This is a genomic window from Bacteroidetes bacterium SB0662_bin_6 (assembly GCA_009839485.1).
Taxonomy (GTDB): domain Bacteria; phylum Bacteroidota; class Rhodothermia; order Rhodothermales; family VXPQ01; genus VXPQ01.
The window spans coordinates 1-15,001 of record VXPQ01000038.1 but is presented as its reverse complement, the minus strand read 5'-3'; the positions used below and the strand labels follow the sequence as shown (position 1 = coordinate 15,001).

Annotated in this window: 9 protein-coding genes; 3 read left to right on the top strand and 6 right to left on the bottom strand. The window is 60.0% G+C overall.

The window, feature by feature from the left end; genetic code table 11:
• Positions 1-32 precede the first annotated feature (32 nt).
• Together F4Y00_06910 and F4Y00_06905 are read right to left on the bottom strand one after the other, a co-directional pair.
• Positions 33-470 (bottom strand): hypothetical protein, encoded by a 438-nt coding sequence (locus F4Y00_06910; protein ID MYE04682.1) that lies wholly within the window; start codon positions 468-470, stop codon positions 33-35.
• 126 nt (positions 471-596) lie between these two features.
• On the bottom strand, positions 597-1,880 hold the full coding sequence (locus F4Y00_06905; GenBank protein ID MYE04681.1) for an MATE family efflux transporter: 1,284 nt from the start codon (positions 1,878-1,880) through the stop codon (positions 597-599).
• A 224-nt stretch (positions 1,881-2,104) separates the two neighbouring features.
• Between F4Y00_06905 and moaA the strand changes: the two genes are divergently transcribed.
• Positions 2,105-3,085 carry a GTP 3',8-cyclase MoaA gene (moaA, locus tag F4Y00_06900; GenBank protein ID MYE04680.1) on the top strand — a complete coding sequence of 327 codons (981 nt, stop codon included), beginning with the start codon at positions 2,105-2,107 and terminating at the stop codon, positions 3,083-3,085.
• Positions 3,086-3,137: 52 nt separating this feature from the next.
• On the opposite strand, the gene F4Y00_06895 is transcribed toward moaA, so the two are convergent.
• The 4 genes from F4Y00_06895 to F4Y00_06880 form a co-directional block, all read right to left on the bottom strand.
• Positions 3,138-4,358, bottom strand: a complete 1,221-nt coding sequence (locus F4Y00_06895) for a molybdopterin molybdotransferase MoeA (GenBank protein MYE04679.1) — start codon at positions 4,356-4,358, stop codon at positions 3,138-3,140.
• A 74-nt stretch (positions 4,359-4,432) separates the two neighbouring features.
• Complete coding sequence (locus F4Y00_06890; GenBank protein ID MYE04678.1) at positions 4,433-6,382, bottom strand: VCBS repeat-containing protein; 1,950 nt, start codon at positions 6,380-6,382, stop codon at positions 4,433-4,435.
• An 8-nt stretch (positions 6,383-6,390) separates the two neighbouring features.
• Entirely contained in the window at positions 6,391-7,791 is a 1,401-nt protein-coding gene (locus tag F4Y00_06885) for a YncE family protein (protein MYE04677.1), read from the bottom strand.
• Positions 7,792-7,997: 206 nt separating this feature from the next.
• Positions 7,998-10,424 (bottom strand): choice-of-anchor B family protein, encoded by a 2,427-nt coding sequence (locus tag F4Y00_06880; protein MYE04676.1) that lies wholly within the window; start codon positions 10,422-10,424, stop codon positions 7,998-8,000.
• 174 nt (positions 10,425-10,598) lie between these two features.
• Here F4Y00_06880 and F4Y00_06875 point away from each other — a divergent pair, with 174 nt between their 5' ends.
• Both F4Y00_06875 and F4Y00_06870 read left to right on the top strand, forming a co-directional pair.
• Positions 10,599-11,651: a hypothetical protein gene (locus tag F4Y00_06875; GenBank protein ID MYE04675.1), complete on the top strand. Its 1,053-nt coding sequence runs from the start codon at positions 10,599-10,601 to the stop codon at positions 11,649-11,651.
• The gene (locus tag F4Y00_06870; protein ID MYE04674.1) at positions 11,558-14,740 is read left to right on the top strand and encodes an aminotransferase class III-fold pyridoxal phosphate-dependent enzyme; all 3,183 of its coding nucleotides are present in this window, start codon (positions 11,558-11,560) and stop codon (positions 14,738-14,740) included. Before F4Y00_06875 ends, F4Y00_06870 begins: the two co-directional genes overlap by 94 nt.
• Positions 14,741-15,001 lie beyond the last annotated feature (261 nt).

Sequence of the window (15,001 nt, the reverse complement as noted above, 5' to 3'; positions counted from 1 at the left end):
CCACTGCGGCGCTTCCGGGTTCTGCGGGTATGTTATCGCCCGCGTCCGCCTCCCCGTCCGCCGCGCATGCGGTTACCCCGATCCCGATCTCCGCCGCGTTTGCCCCTCATGTTTTTTCCTCTCCCGTTTTTGCCTCTGGAACTGCCCTTGCCCAGTTTTTCCATTTGCTCTTCGGTCAATACTTCTCCGAGGGAGTTTTTTAATTCGTCTTGCAAGGCGCGTCGACGTTCTCCGAGTTCTTCAAGGGATTGTCTGTGTTCCGCAAGGATGGCTTTCACCGAGGCGGCTTGCTCGTCCGTAAGGTCGAGTCGTTCTGTCATCCATTTGAGGTTCCGGTCCATACGGTCCGAGGCGTGTTTCTTTGCCGTGGTGTCCTGGACGGCGCTGTCCTGTGCAAGCACAGGCGGGGTGAGCAATAGACAGGCAGTCATGGTCGTGATGCCTGTCAGGATATGCAGAAGGCGTTTCATTATAGGAATACCGTATGGTGATGAATGGACCTGAGATGCAAAGCCGCATCGTTTCCGAATTTCCGTCGGCTTTCGGAAGTTGGATGCTTCGAACCCGTGCGTCATTCCATCGCCCGCGATTTTTATTTACACCACCTTCAGCTTCCAGCGTCCGCGCCGGAACCATGCGATCCCCACTGCGGCATACACTACCTGGGTAGCTGCAACGCCTATGAAAATACCTTCTGTACCAAGGCCCAGCGTATGCGCCAGAAGCAACGCTGTGGGAATCTGGAAGAGCCATCCGCAGAAGAAATTGATCCATGTAGGCGTAACGGTGTCACCGGCCCCGTTGAAGGCCTGCAGCATGGTCATGCCGAGCGCCAGGAAGGGGTAACTGCCGCCGAGATAGCGCAAGAGCAGCGCCCCGACCTCGATCACCCCGGGTTGGTCGGTGAAAAGGCACATGATGCTGTTGGATGTCATGATCAGACCGATCCCTGCGAGTGCAAGAATGGACGCGCTGGCGCCGGCAGTAATCCACACGGATCGTGCAGCCCGGTCAGGCTGCCCGGCGCCGAGGTTTTGCCCGGTCAGCGTGGCGGCTGCATTGGCCATGCCCCACGCGGGCAGAATGGCGAAGATGACGACACGTACCCCGATCGTATACCCCGCTACCGCCTCGCTGCCGAATACCGCTACAAGACGTATGATGGCGATCCAGCTGGCTGAAGCGATCAGGTATTGCACGATACCCGGTCCGGAAATTTTCAGCATGCGCTGCAAAAGTTTCCTGTTCGTGTGCATCGCTTTGCGCCGTATCGTCAATCGTCCGCTGCCCCGGAACAGCACGAGGAGTTGATAGGCGATGCCCGTGGCTCGTGAAATAGCCGTTGCGATGGCCGCTCCGGTGATGCCCATGGCGGGAATGGGTCCCAAACCGAAAATGAACAGGGGGTCGAGTGCAATATTCAGAAGATTTGCAATGGCCAGTGCCCGCATGGCGAATACGGCGTCGCCGGCCCCCCTGAAAATGGCGTTGATGAGAAAAAGAAGCAGGATGGTGATGTTGCTGCCGAAGAGGATGGCGACGTACGTGGTACCGTATTCCACCACCTCTTCCGTGGCGCCCATGAGGCGGAGCATATCGGGGGCGAACACGATGCCGACCACGGAGAACGGGATGGAAATCGCAACGCCCGCAATGATGGCTTGCCAGGCCGTGGCGGACGCTGCCTCGGGATTCTTTTCCCCGATTCGCCGGGCCACCATGGCAGTGACCGCCATGCTCAGGCCAATGCCCGTGGCGAATACGAAAATCAGCAGCGAGGCGCCGATACCCACCGCCGCCACTGCATCCGCTCCCAGCCGGCTGACAAAGAAAATGTCTGCAAACTCGAAGACGGATTGCATGAGCATCTCCAGCACCATCGGAATGGACAGCAGCACGACGGCGCGCACGAGGCTGCCGGAAGTGAAGTCCTGATGCGTTCCGCGAATGGCTTCGAGTACGGCGCGTCCCCAAGTGCCGGGACGTTGGGAGAGATTGATAAGAGAAGGTTTCTTGGGGGACAAGGAGTGTTTACCTCTGGATCGAAACCTGCGCCGGAGCGTTTGATTTTGTCCGCAGGGATGCTCGTTTATTCTTGTCTGTTATGTTCACTGATCGCTTCGGACGCCGGCATACCTGTCTTCGCATTTCCATTACGGAGCGGTGCAACTTGCGCTGCCGGTATTGTATGCCGGAGGAAGGGGTAGACCTCTCGCCCCGAAGCGAATTGCTTACTTTCGAGGAGATCGAACGACTCGCGCGCATTTTCGTTTGCCGCGGCGTCGATAAAATTCGACTCACGGGCGGTGAGCCCCTTGTGCGTAAGCATATGGAAGACCTGGCGGAAAGGCTGGGACGCTTGCCCGGGCTCAGGACGCTGGCTCTTACCACGAACGGCATGCTGTTGCCGAAAAAACTGCCCCGTCTCCATGCCGCCGGAGTCAATGCGATCAACATCAGTCTGGATACCCTCGTGCCGGAGAGATTTGAAACGATTACCCGGCGCAAAGGCCTCGAAGAGGTATTGCAAGCCATCGACCTGACGATTGCGTACGGCTACAGCCCGGTGAAGGTGAATTGTGTAGTCATGCACGGGGTGAACGACGACGAGGTACCCGATTTCGTGGAGTTGACGCGAGACGCCCCGATCGGAGTCCGGTTTATCGAATATATGCCTTTTCAGGGCAATAGCTGGTCCGAAAACGGATTTGTTCCGTATGCAGACATGCTGGAGCGCATCCGCATGGTTCATCCCGGACTGGTTCGATTGGAAGACGGACCGCATGCCACGTCGAAAACCTGGCGTGTTCCGGGGTACCGGGGCACGGTGGGGTTTATCACGTCGATGAGCGAAAAATTCTGCGGGACGTGCAATCGGCTCCGTCTTACCGCCGACGGATCGTTGAAGGTATGCCTTTTCGGGCATGCTGAGGTAAGCCTGCGCGATTTGCTTCGTGCCGGGGCTTCGGATGGGGAACTGGAAGAGGCGATCCGGAGCGCCGTGTTGCGGAAGAAGGCCGCGCACGCGGGTATGCTCCAACTGGTTGATCAGGAAAATCGCCCCATGATCCTGATCGGGGGATAGGCGGCAGGCGGTTCCGGCCCCGGACCGGCCGAAAGAAACATCTCTGTTGCCGTCATGGGTGTTCCCAATGCAGGCGTTCAAAGGAAACGGGCATGCCTGCAGGCGCTTCATCGAGGGATTCCGGAAGATGAATGAGGCCGTCCGCCAGCGCCAGCGACGAAACGATATGGGATCCTTGCGGCCCCGCAGGCGCAACGATCAACCTGCGTTCTGTCCAGCGCGCCCGTCCCGGCACGAAATGATGCAGTCCCCGTTTTTTGGGAATGTCCTTGCCCAGCACAGCAGATTCGAGCCGGGGCAACGTGTCTTGCCGTCCCAGCATGCCGGCAAGGGCAGGACGCACGTACGCCTCGAAGCAGACCGCGGAGGAAACCGGATTGCCGGGCAGTCCGAAGACAGGGATATCTCCAAGTAGCCCGAAGACGAGCGGCTTGCCGGGCCGTTGGCGTACCCGCCAGAACAGCATGGATAGCCCCATGTCTTCAAGCACCTCCTTCACGAAGTCGTAGTCTCCCACGGAAACGCCTCCGGATATAACCAGCATATCGCCCTTGCAGGCGGCTTCGAGCGCATTGCGGACGGCTTCCCGTGTGTCGCGGGCGTGAAATTGACCATATACTTGTCCGCCTGCCGTAGCGATTTGCGCTGCCAGCGCCGGGCCGTTCGCGTTGCGGATCTTGCCGGGGCGCAGCGCTTCGGATGGTTCGATCAGTTCGTTGCCCGTCGTAACGATAGATACTTCAGGTGGGCGCGCAATCGGAACCTGCACCTGGCCCAGTGAGGCGAGCACGGCAATGTCGGCAGGGCTCAATACGTTTCCTGCTTCCAGCACCGTGCGGCCCCGGGGCATGTCTTGCCCGGCCGACCGCACATGATCGCCGGGGCTTGCTGCCTTAAGGAACGTTACGGAGTTTTCCTCAGCATGCACTTCTGCGACCTCGATGGGGATCACGGCGTTCGCTCCTTCCGGCAAGGGGGCGCCCGTCATGATGCGGACACAGGTGCCCGGTGCAAGGGGGTGCGTATCGCTGCATCCTGCAGAGATTTCGCCGGCGAGCGGCAGACATACGCCCGGTGCAGGCACATCCTGTGCCCGCACGGCAAAACCGTCCATCGCCGAGTTGTCGAACGGAGGAATGTTTTCGGCGGCGGCAACAGGTCGGCCCAGCGTTTTGCCAAGGGCCCTGTCGAGGCCCGTGACGTCTTCATGCGGATCAGGCAGATGATCCAGGACGATGTCCCGCGCTTCCGGAAACGAAATGAAAGTTTTCACCGGGCTGCTTTGTATACGGAAGCCTGTTTATGTTCGGTAGCGGATCGTTACGGATATCCGCTCTCGCTGAGAGGTCACGGTCCGTCAAAATACAGCAGTCCTCCACTGTATCCGCCGACCATGAGTTCGAGGGCGCCGTCGCCATCCGGGTCACCGAAGGACGGGACGGCTGCTTCGGGCACATCGTACGGCAGTGGTTCGCTCTCCCCGAACAGGGGGGTGGTCCGGTCTCCCAGATTGCGGAACAGGAGAAGCCCCTCATGCTCGCTTCCGACAATCATGTCCAGGTCCCCATCGCGGTCTGTATCGATAAACGTCGGCACGCTGCGGCGTCCGACATCGATCCCGGCGTATTCGTCGGAAACGAATTCGAAGACCGGGGCGGAAGCGGTTCCTGCGTTCCGGTAGAAATTGATGGTCCCGGATGTTTCGCCGACGAACAGGTCCAGATCGCCGTCGTCGTCGATGTCCACCAGGGCCGGCGTGGTGTGGCTGCCGCGGGTCAACCGGATGTATGCCCGCTGTTGCAAAACGAAGTCCGGTGTTCCGGGGGCGCCTTCGTTGCGGTACCATGCGATGCCGTCGTTCCATGTCCCGAGCAGAAGATCGTGGTCCCCGTCGGCATCCAGGTCTGCGAAGGCCGGCGCGTAATGATAGGCGGGAAAGAAGGCAGGCGCTTCTCCGGTACGGTATGCGCCGTCCACATTTTCGAAGTATGCCAGCGAGGCGGTGCGCCCGTCTTCCGATGAGATTTTATTGGAGATGAGCAGGTCTTCGTCGCCGTCCGCATCCATATCCACCAGTACGGGATAGCTTTCGCTTCCCACATCGATCTGATCCATGAACCGGGTCGTGCGCAGCGCAAACCGTTCTTCGGGAAGCTGTTCGTACATATACAGATTGGATTGCGCGGTCCTGTTCGGGTTGAACGCTCCCCCGAGGACTCCTGCCAGCAGATCCATATCCCCGTCGTTGTCGAGGTCTCCGAAGGAAGGAGCATTGTATCCACTGGACTGGAGCGGATCGTCGATCGGAAAGGGAACGGGCGTAGTGCGCAGGCGAGGCCGGGCGCAGGCTCCTGTGTTTTCGATGTACAGCAGGCCGGGCTCGAAGAAATCTCCCCAGAACAGATCCTGGTCGTTGTCGCCGTCGATATCGGCAAAGGTCATGGTATTGGCTCCATGCAGCGGATCGGAGCGGTTTTGCGTGTCTTCGGCAAAAACATCTTTTCCCGGAGACGGCCCCTCGTTCATAAAGTCGTCATTAGTCCCCGGAATATTCGGAAGGGCTGCCGGGGCGGGCATGCCGGGTTGCCCGAACTGAGCCACAATCCGAATGTCCTCAAAGTTTTCCGTAACGAGTTGAAATACGGGCGCGGGCTCGGTTTCGACGGCTTCATACCGCATGACGGTGCCGTCAATGCGTCCAATGAACAAATCCGGCATGCCGTCGCAGTCGATGTCGGTAACGTTCGGGATATTCTGTCGGTCGGAGAATACGGGTTCCCCCTCTGCATCCCGGAGGGTATCTACTGCCTGTACGAAGTCGGCCTGCAGGGGCGTGCCCACGTTTTTGTAATACCGCATATGACTGAAAGGCTGCTCGGCAAGCAGGTCGAAATCCCCATCTCCGTCCATGTCCGCGAAACGGTACCATTCTCCGACATCGAGTTCTGCGTACTTGTCGGACCGCCAGGTCCATAAAGCCGGGCCCTGCGTGTCGTTGCGCTCGAAAAACATGATGGCGTTCGGATGCTCCTGCACGAACAGGTCGTTGTCCCCATCCGCATCGATATCGAGGAGTTGGGGTCTCGGCATGTTGAATCCGCCGAGAAAGGGATATGCGTATGCGTCGCCGTTCGCCTTGTATACCTCGAAGGGAGCGATCATACGCCGGATGGGCATCTCGCCGGCGGCTCGTTCGCTTCCTGCACGCGGTTCCGTACCGGCGCAACCGGCGAGAAACGTGACCGGCAGCGCGCCGAAAAGCAGGAAAAGAAAGGGGAACGGACGGGAACGATGCATCCTGGGTCTCAGCGGGCGGTTGTTTCATCCCGCTGGGCGCCGATGCCCGTGGGATACTGTTCCACCTCGATGACCTTTACGATGTCGAACGTGTTTGCGTCGATAACCGCCACGGATCCGTTGGGCGAATCATTGTCTTCCCGGTGATATCGGGGGGTGAACGCAGCGTTCAGGTTGTTGCTGGATACGTAGATATACCGTCCATCCGGTCGTACCGCACTGCCGTGCGGTTCTGCGAGGCCGTGCCCGGAAATTCTTTCGATTTCGGTTCCGGTAGCCAGGTCAAGAATAGCCACGGCGTTGGCCATTTTGGCGGGAAAGACCACGCGATCCCCTCCGGGAAGAAACGATGGATGCCAGGGTCCTCCACCAAGGGGCAGGGTGTACGTGACGCTGGGCTGCATCGGCTCGGTGATATCGAGAAAAAGGATATCTCCACTCATATGTCCTCCGACGATCATGGAATGCCCGTCGGGAGCCACGGCAAATTGCACCAGACTGTGATGCGCGCCCGGGACGGGAACGAGTTCGATATCCATGGATTCGGCGTCCACGACGGCAATCTGATTCATGCCGAGACTGGCGCTGAACACGTATTTCCCGTCGGGGGTCACGTTAAGCGCGTGCGGCCGGGGATGAAATACATCTATTTCCTCGATATCCATGCCGTCCGGCTCGATAACCCCGATGCGCTGCGGCGGGTTGACGGCGGTCATCGACCGGCCCACATACAACTGTTCCAGAACGGGATCGAAGGCCAGCATACCCGGCGCCTCGAATGCCGTGCGCCCCACCAGTTCATTATCCCGATTGAATTTCAGTACGGTATGTTCGCCGATGAGCGATACATACCAGAACGCCCCGTCGGGCGTGACCGCCACATGGTGAGGTTTGGCGTTCTCGGAGAAGCCGAAATCGCGCAGGTCCACGGTACGGGCGACGACATGCGCTTCCATGTCGATAATAGAAATCACCCCGGAGCCCTGGTTGCATACGTAGAGGAACGGTCCGGCATCCGCATACGCGATTTTTCCATCGTCGCTCGGGGCGCCGCTTTCGATCCATGACCGCACCCGCGCGATGGCGGCAGGATCGACTCCCTCCTGTTCTGCACGTTCAACAAGCAGGCTTCGGTCGGCGTCGAAGGGAATGACCACCTCGCCCTGTTCGGATCCTCGCATCAGGGATTCCCACGATTCGCCGTCGAGGCCCGTGTCCTCCGTGAGAAGAGGAAGGAAGGATTCCTGAATGATCGGAAGGACATCGCGCGTAAACACGAGGTCGGTTCGCGTTTGCCCTGCTGCCCGGGGCGCCCCCATCGCGAGGACCGCGCCGCCCAGTACGCAAACGAGGGCGAGCGTTTCAGTCAGAGTTTTCTTAATCAGATGTTTCTCAAGATTACGCCGCATGCAACTTGTCGGATAGTGGGGCGGGCAACAAGACCATCCAACGCCGAACCGCAAAATCGCAACCGAAAGCAGGGACCTTGGGTCGCGCATTCGAACAAAACATAGGGCCCGGGATATCCTGCGAACTCGCGGCCAACCGCACGTTTATGTTTTGAGAGAAGGCGCGTCCCAAGGTCCTCGCCCATGTGGATTTAATCAGAGGTTCCTTAAAGACCCAGTTCCTGCTTCTTCTTCAGGATGAAAAGGCCCTCGCCGATGCTGGAAACCACGATTGTACCGCTCTCGAAGAACGGATAATTACTCCAGGATCCTGCAAAGCCCGCAGAGTTGTCGCCGACCGGCATCGTGTCGAAATATCCCACCTCCCGTGGGTTCATGGGATCGCTTACATCGTGGATGCGGAGCCCGCTGACATAATTCGACTGGTACATCAGATTTCCGTCGATGTACAGGTTATGATCCGACGCTTCGCTTCCCCATGTGTACTCCTTGATGAGTTGCGGGTCGTCGATATCGGTGATATCCCAGATGAGGGTGCGGGTTTCGGGTACGCTGCCGCTTATCTCGTCCAGTTCGTCGTTCACGAAGAAGTAGTGGTGATCGTCGCTGATCCAACCCTGGTGGGTGTAGGACACACTGGGATACGCTGCCGTCGCTACGCTGACGGGGGCGTCCTTGTCCGTAACGTCCGCAATATTCAGGGCCGTTTCGTTGGAACCGAAACAGAGTTCGCGTCCTGCGTAGTCGGAGTCCGGGCCGTTGTATACGAGGCATTGCGCGTCGTGCGTGTAGCCTGTACCGGCGCGTCCGGTCCCCGAGGCGGAGTAGCATCCGGCGAACGTCGGATTGGCCGGGTCCTGGATATTGATCATGTGCAGTCCGCCTCCACAGGTTTCGCCGCCGGCCCGACCGCCTACAACGTATGCAAACCCGGTCTCCGTGTTGATGACGATGTTGTGCGCACTGTTGATTCCGTCATAATGCGCCGTTTCCTCGAAGGTTACGGGCATGTCGCCGACATTGCGCAGTTGCGTCAGGTCGAACACCTGTACGCCGTGTTCCTGAGCGGCATCGGCTACGATAAAGGCATGATCCTTATACACCTTGATGTCGCGCCAGACGGCTCCCGGCGTGCCTTCCGTTTTCGGCAGATTGCCGAGATACACCGGGTTAGAGGGATCTGTGACATCCACGAACGATGTCCCGTCCACTCGCCCAACGAGTGCATATTCCCGCCCGCTTTCCGGGTCGGTCCATCCCCAGATGTCGTTTAGCTGGACGCCGCGTTCGCCGCCTACTTCACGTATCGGGAGAAACGCAAGCATGTCCACCATATCGCAGGAAAAAACGCCGGCAGAACCTTCCGAACAGTCCACCATGTCGCCCGTGACAGCCTCGAGTCCGCCTGCCGGGCTGCGGAGGGTGGTGCTATGTGTCCAGCCGCCTTCCTCGCTGTGTTCGAACACGGCTACCGCGCCGGCGCCGAAATCGGCCCGGTTGAGGGCGACCACGGCGATGTGCCCGGAGACATCCAGCGTTTGCCCGAACAGATCACCGCGCTCCAGGTCGGGAAGGCTGATCATCATGGATTTGGCGTATGCGCCGTCTTCCCCTTTTGCGAACCGGTACACGCCGCCCTGGAAGCCTGCTCCTAACGGTGCGCCGCTCCACACTTCATTTCCGCCGAGCGCGATATCCGTTCCAAATCCCGGCGGGCTCGTGGCTGAGAACGGCAACAACAGCATGGCCGATGACCAACTGTTCGATTCTGCATCTCTCTGGTACATGATGGCGCCGCCCGCGCGGTTGGCGAACCGGGGAATGCCGACAAGCAGTTCATCGCCCATCAGGTCCAGGGAGGCGCCGTAGCGGTCACCCTCTTCCGAAACACGGCCTTTCAGCAGTTGCGATTCAATCCATTCCCCGGAGGAAGCGTCTTGCTCGAACAGGTATACGCCGCCCGCTGCGTCGTCCCCGCCATGGGCTCCGACAAACGCATGTCCTTCCGCCGCGGCAATGGCTGTTCCGAAGCGACCGCCCTGTTTCACTTCACTGCCTTGGAGACGTGCGACCTGCATCCACATTCCGTTGTCGTCCTGCTCGAATACATAGGCGGCTCCCGCGGACGAATCGGCGGCCGGAGCCCCTACGAACACGGCGCCGCCGCTTAGCCCAACCGTTCCCCCGAAGGCATCGTCGGGCCCGGCATCGTCGCCCGTCAGGGCTGCCTGATGCATCCACCCGTCTTCCGTGTGCTCGAATACATGTGCGGAGCCGGCTTCTCCTTCCTTGCCAGACGATCCGACGACGAGCATATTCCCTTCAACAGCCAGACTGCCTCCGAATCCATCATTCATTTCGGCGTCCATCGCCGTAATCGTGGCTTCCTGCACCCATTCTCCGTCTGCCTGATGGAAGATGTAGACGGTGCCCGGGCGGTACAGGTTATCCGGTTCTCCGACAAAAATCCGCTCTCCGGAAATAAGGAGAGCATTGCCGAATCCTTTCTGGGCATGCGCCGTTCCGACAAGGCAGATAGATGTCAGGAAAGCAGCGACAAGCATGCGGTAGCTTTGTGTTGCCATGGTTTTGAAAGATGTGATGGATGGGTGGCGATCCTGAGGTTTTAGCATAGCGCCGTACGTACAGCGTCGGATGGATACGGAATCCTGCACACATCGTACGAAAAAATACCAGCCAACATGCTATGAACGGATATTCTTTTCGTTCCAAAGGAAACTCCGTATCCTGTGCATTATACTAAAATTAATCACTCTGCGGCGTCCGCCGTTTTTCAGGGGTATTCTATGTTCCGATTTCATTTTCCGCTTTTCCTTCTCGTTTTTGCGTGTGCAGGGTGCGGCTCGCCCGCGGAGGGACCGGTCGTTCCGGTGCTGCAGATGCAGGAATCAGGGACGGACGCACTCCTCATCGGGCTGCATGCGGTATCCGACCGCATTGTGTGGGCGGCGGGCACAGGCGGAAGCTATGCATGGACGGATGACGGCGGGGTTACCTGGCATGCCGGCACGGTGCCCGGCGCCGACAGCCTCCAGTTCCGGGATGTACATGCCATGAGCCTCGATACGGCCTGGCTGCTCAGCATCGGCTCGGGAGAGGATTCGCGCATTTACCGGACCGTTGACCGGGGCGCTTCGTGGGAAATGCTCTTCCGGAACGAGATAGATGAGGCATTCTTCGACTGTTTCGATTTTCGGGAAGACGGATCAGCGTTTGCATTCAGCGATGCAGTGGACGGGCGGTTTCCTCTTCTGCATACGGAGGATGGCGATGTCTGGCGTGTGCTGCCTCCGGAAACGCTCCCGTCCGCACAGCCGGGCGAGGGTGGTTTTGCCGCGAGCGGAACCTGTTTGATTGTGCTGGATGACCAGACGGTTCTTATCGGGACCGGCAATGCGGCGACGCCGCGTGTACTCAGGAACGAACATCGGGACAGCACCTGGACAAGCAGTGACGTACCTCTGCCGGGCGGGGAGGCGGCAGGCGTGACCACGCTGGCTTTCCGGGATGCGCAGCATGGCGTCGTATTGGGTGGGGATATTACGGCCCCCGGGACTATCCAGCAGAATACCGCGGTCACGGAGGATGGCGGTGTTTCCTGGCGGCTTGCTTCCTCCCCCGGATTTCCCGGAGCGGTGTATGGCGCGGCGTATGTTCCAGGCGGCATTCTTGTAGCGGCGGGTCCGGGCGGGGCGGCCTTTTCGAGGGACGATGCGCAAACCTGGTCGCCGCTCGATTCGCTGACATGGTGGAGCGTGGATGCGGCGGCGCCGGACGCCGTATGGATGGTGGGGCCCGAAGGGCGTATTGCACGAATTTCTTTCCGGTCTGCGCCATGAGCAAGGATGCCGTGCCCCGCGAGGTCAACGACATTGCGCGTCACCGGCCCCGTTTTGACCAGGACACGGTATGCCGGATTCTCGCCGAGCGGTATGGCGTGTCCGCTCGTCTCGAAACGCTGCCCAGTGACCGCGATCTCAATTTCGCCGTGTATACCGGCGACCGGAACGGATCGTCCAGCGAGGCTTCCTTTGTATTCAAGATCGCTCATGCGCTCGAGGACGGGAAGGTCTTGCAGGGCCAGCATGCCGCCATGCGGCGCCTTGCAGAGCACGGTTTGGCTGTGCCTGCTATTGTTCCGGCGCTCGACGGTGAGGATATCGTACTCCTGTCCGATCAGGAAGGCCGCCGGCACCTTGCGCGGCTTCTTTCCTGGTTACCCGGCGTGCCGCTTGCCTCGGTACGCCCGCGCTCCCTCGATTTGTTGTCCGATCTTGGGCGATTCACGGGGCGGATGTCCTCTGCGCTGGCGGATTTCAGGCACCCTGCGCTTGAACGTTCGCTGGTCTGGGACATGGCCTGCGCCGCAGAGACCGTGGCCGAGCGGCTGGAATTCCTGGAGGCGGGTGAACGCGCGCTCGTCGAGCCGTTCCTGCAGCTTTTCCGGGATACGCAGGCTCGCTGCAGCAGTCGGTTGCGCCGGAGTGTCGTACACCACGATGCGAACGACTGGAATGTGCTTGTCAATGGCCCGGAGCACCGAAATCGCCGGGTCACCGGACTGATCGACTTCGGGGACACGCTTGTTTCGTTCGCGGTGGCCGATGTGGCCGTTGCCGCGGCGTACGGCGTGCTTGGCATGACCGATCCGCTTCGCGCCGCCTCTGTCATCGCAGCCGGTTGCCATCGGGAATTTCCGCTCGATGAGTACGATACGAGCGTACTGTTTCCTTTTCTTGCCATGCGGTTGTGCGTCAGCGTGTGTATGTCTGCGCACCAGCGGCGCATGGAGCCGGACAACGCATATCTGGTGGTCAGTCGGGAGCCCGCGCTTCGGACGCTTGCGCTCCTCAGCGATATTCCTCCACGGCTTGCGGAATATGTGTTCCGGCATGCCTGTGGGTACGAACCGTGCCCTGACGGCGTCCGCACCGCCGCCTGGTGCCGCAGCCGCAAGGGGACGTTCGCCCCTGTGGTTGCTGCGGCGTCTTCCAAAGCGGTGACGTTCGATTTCAGCACGCAGAGTTCGGAATGGACCTTCAGAAATCCATTGGATCCGGAGCGGTCAGCCCGGCATATCGAGCGCAGGATGCGTGAGGAAGGGGCGGAGGTCGGCATTGGAAGGTACGCTGAAGTGCGCCTCGTATACCGGGGCGAGCAGTTCAGGACAGGGTCGCAGTTGCGCACGGTGCATCTGGGCGTTGATTTGTTCCAGCCGCCGGGGAGTCCTGTTTTTGCGCCGCTGGACGGAGTGGTGCACAGTGTGGCGGATTACGATAATCCGTATGACTACGGTCCTACCGTAGTGCTCGAACATGCTCCGGAAGACGGGCCGGTGTTTCGTACGCTGTACGGCCATCTGTCCCGCACCTCCGTTGAGGGGCTGCAGGTTGGTTCAGTGGTGCGGGCGGGGGAGAAAATCGCTGAGATCGGGGCGTGGGAAGAAAACGGTGGGTGGGCGCCGCACGTGCATGTTCAGATCATAGCGGATGGGCTGGATATCGAGGGAGCGTTCCCCGGTGTGGCGCCGCCGTGGTGCAAGGAGGTATGGATGGCCGTTTCGCCGGATCCGTCCGATTTGCTGGGGCTCTCCGGCGATGTCCGCGCGCCGCTGGCGCCGGATGCTCCGGAGTTGCTGGCCCGCCGGAGGGAACGCATTGCTCCGTCGTTAAGCGTTTCATACCGGGCGCCCATGAGCATACACCGGGGGTATATGGCGCATCTGTACGACGAAAACGGACAGCCTTTTCTCGATACGGTGAACAATGTGGCGCATGTGGGCCATGCACACCCTCGCGTGGCCGAGGCCGTGTCGCGCCGGTTGCGGGTGCTGAACACGAACACGCGCTATCTTTACGACGAACTGAGCCGCTATGCGGAACGCCTTGCGGCCCGCCTCCCGGATCCGCTGTCCGTGTGTTTTTTCGTAAACAGCGGGAGCGAGGCGAACGATCTGGCGCTGCGCATCGCCCACGCCCATACCGGATTCCGGGATGTGGCGGCGATAGCACAGGCTTATCACGGCCACCTGTCGTCGCTGATTGCCGTCAGTTCGTACAAGTTCGACGGGAAGGGCGGGGCAGGGCGTCCTGCGCATGTACATATCGTACCCACGCCCGATCCGTACCGGCATTCCGGTTCCGCCGACGATCATGCGACGCTGCTTCGCCGCGCGCTGGCCGCTGCGCCTGACGGCGTGGCCGCCTTTATAGCCGAATCGGCAATGGGGTGCGCCGGGCAGGTGTTTTTTCCGCACGGATATCTCCGCAAGGCATTCGATGCGGCCCGGGAAGTAGGCGCTGTATGCATTGCCGACGAAGTGCAGACCGGGTTCGGGCGTATGGGAGATGCGTTCTGGGCCTTCGAGTTGCAGGGCGCCATCCCGGACATCGTAACGATGGGAAAACCCATCGGCAACGGCTACCCGTTAGGCGCCGTCGTGACGACCCCGGAATTGGCGCGGTCCTTCGATACAGGGATGGAATACTTCAATACGTTCGGCGGCAGTCCGGCTTCCTGCGCGGCGGGGCTGGCGGTGCTGGACGTGATCGAGGAGGAAGGTCTTGTGCAGCGTGCGCTTGAAAGGGGCGAGCAGTTCCTCGACGGGTTGACGGCGCTTGCCGGAATACACGAGATGATTGGGGATGTGCGCGGCCGCGGACTTTTTCTGGGTGTGGAACTGGTCACCAACCGGGCATCGAAAGAACCTGCAGGGGAAGCAGCCTCCTATGTGGTGGAGCGGATGCGCGAATCGGGCATTCTTGCCAGCGTGGACGGGCCGTACGGCAATGTGCTCAAGATTAAACCCCCCATGGTTATAGAGACTTCCGGGGTGGATTGGTATGTGGGAACGCTGGACCGGATTCTGAACGAGGATTTCGTCCGTGCCGCGGTCGCTTGCGATTCGTTGGCGGAAAAGCGACCTTGATGTTGAGTACGCGACATGAATTTTCCGTCTTAGGGGAGGGTATTCATGAACAAGCGCCGCAAAAGGGAAATTGTCATGGCGGCGGGCATTCTGGCGATCTTTGTTGTTGCAATGTTTCTGATCGCTACGCTTACCTGACAGGCCCAGGGCCTGTTAACACTATGCAGCGGCGCTCTGCGGGGCCTGTTTTCCTGTCAGGCCAGACACCGCGAGCGCAGTGTGGCCCAGCCACATAAGCGAGCGGCAACGCCGCATGGCGGG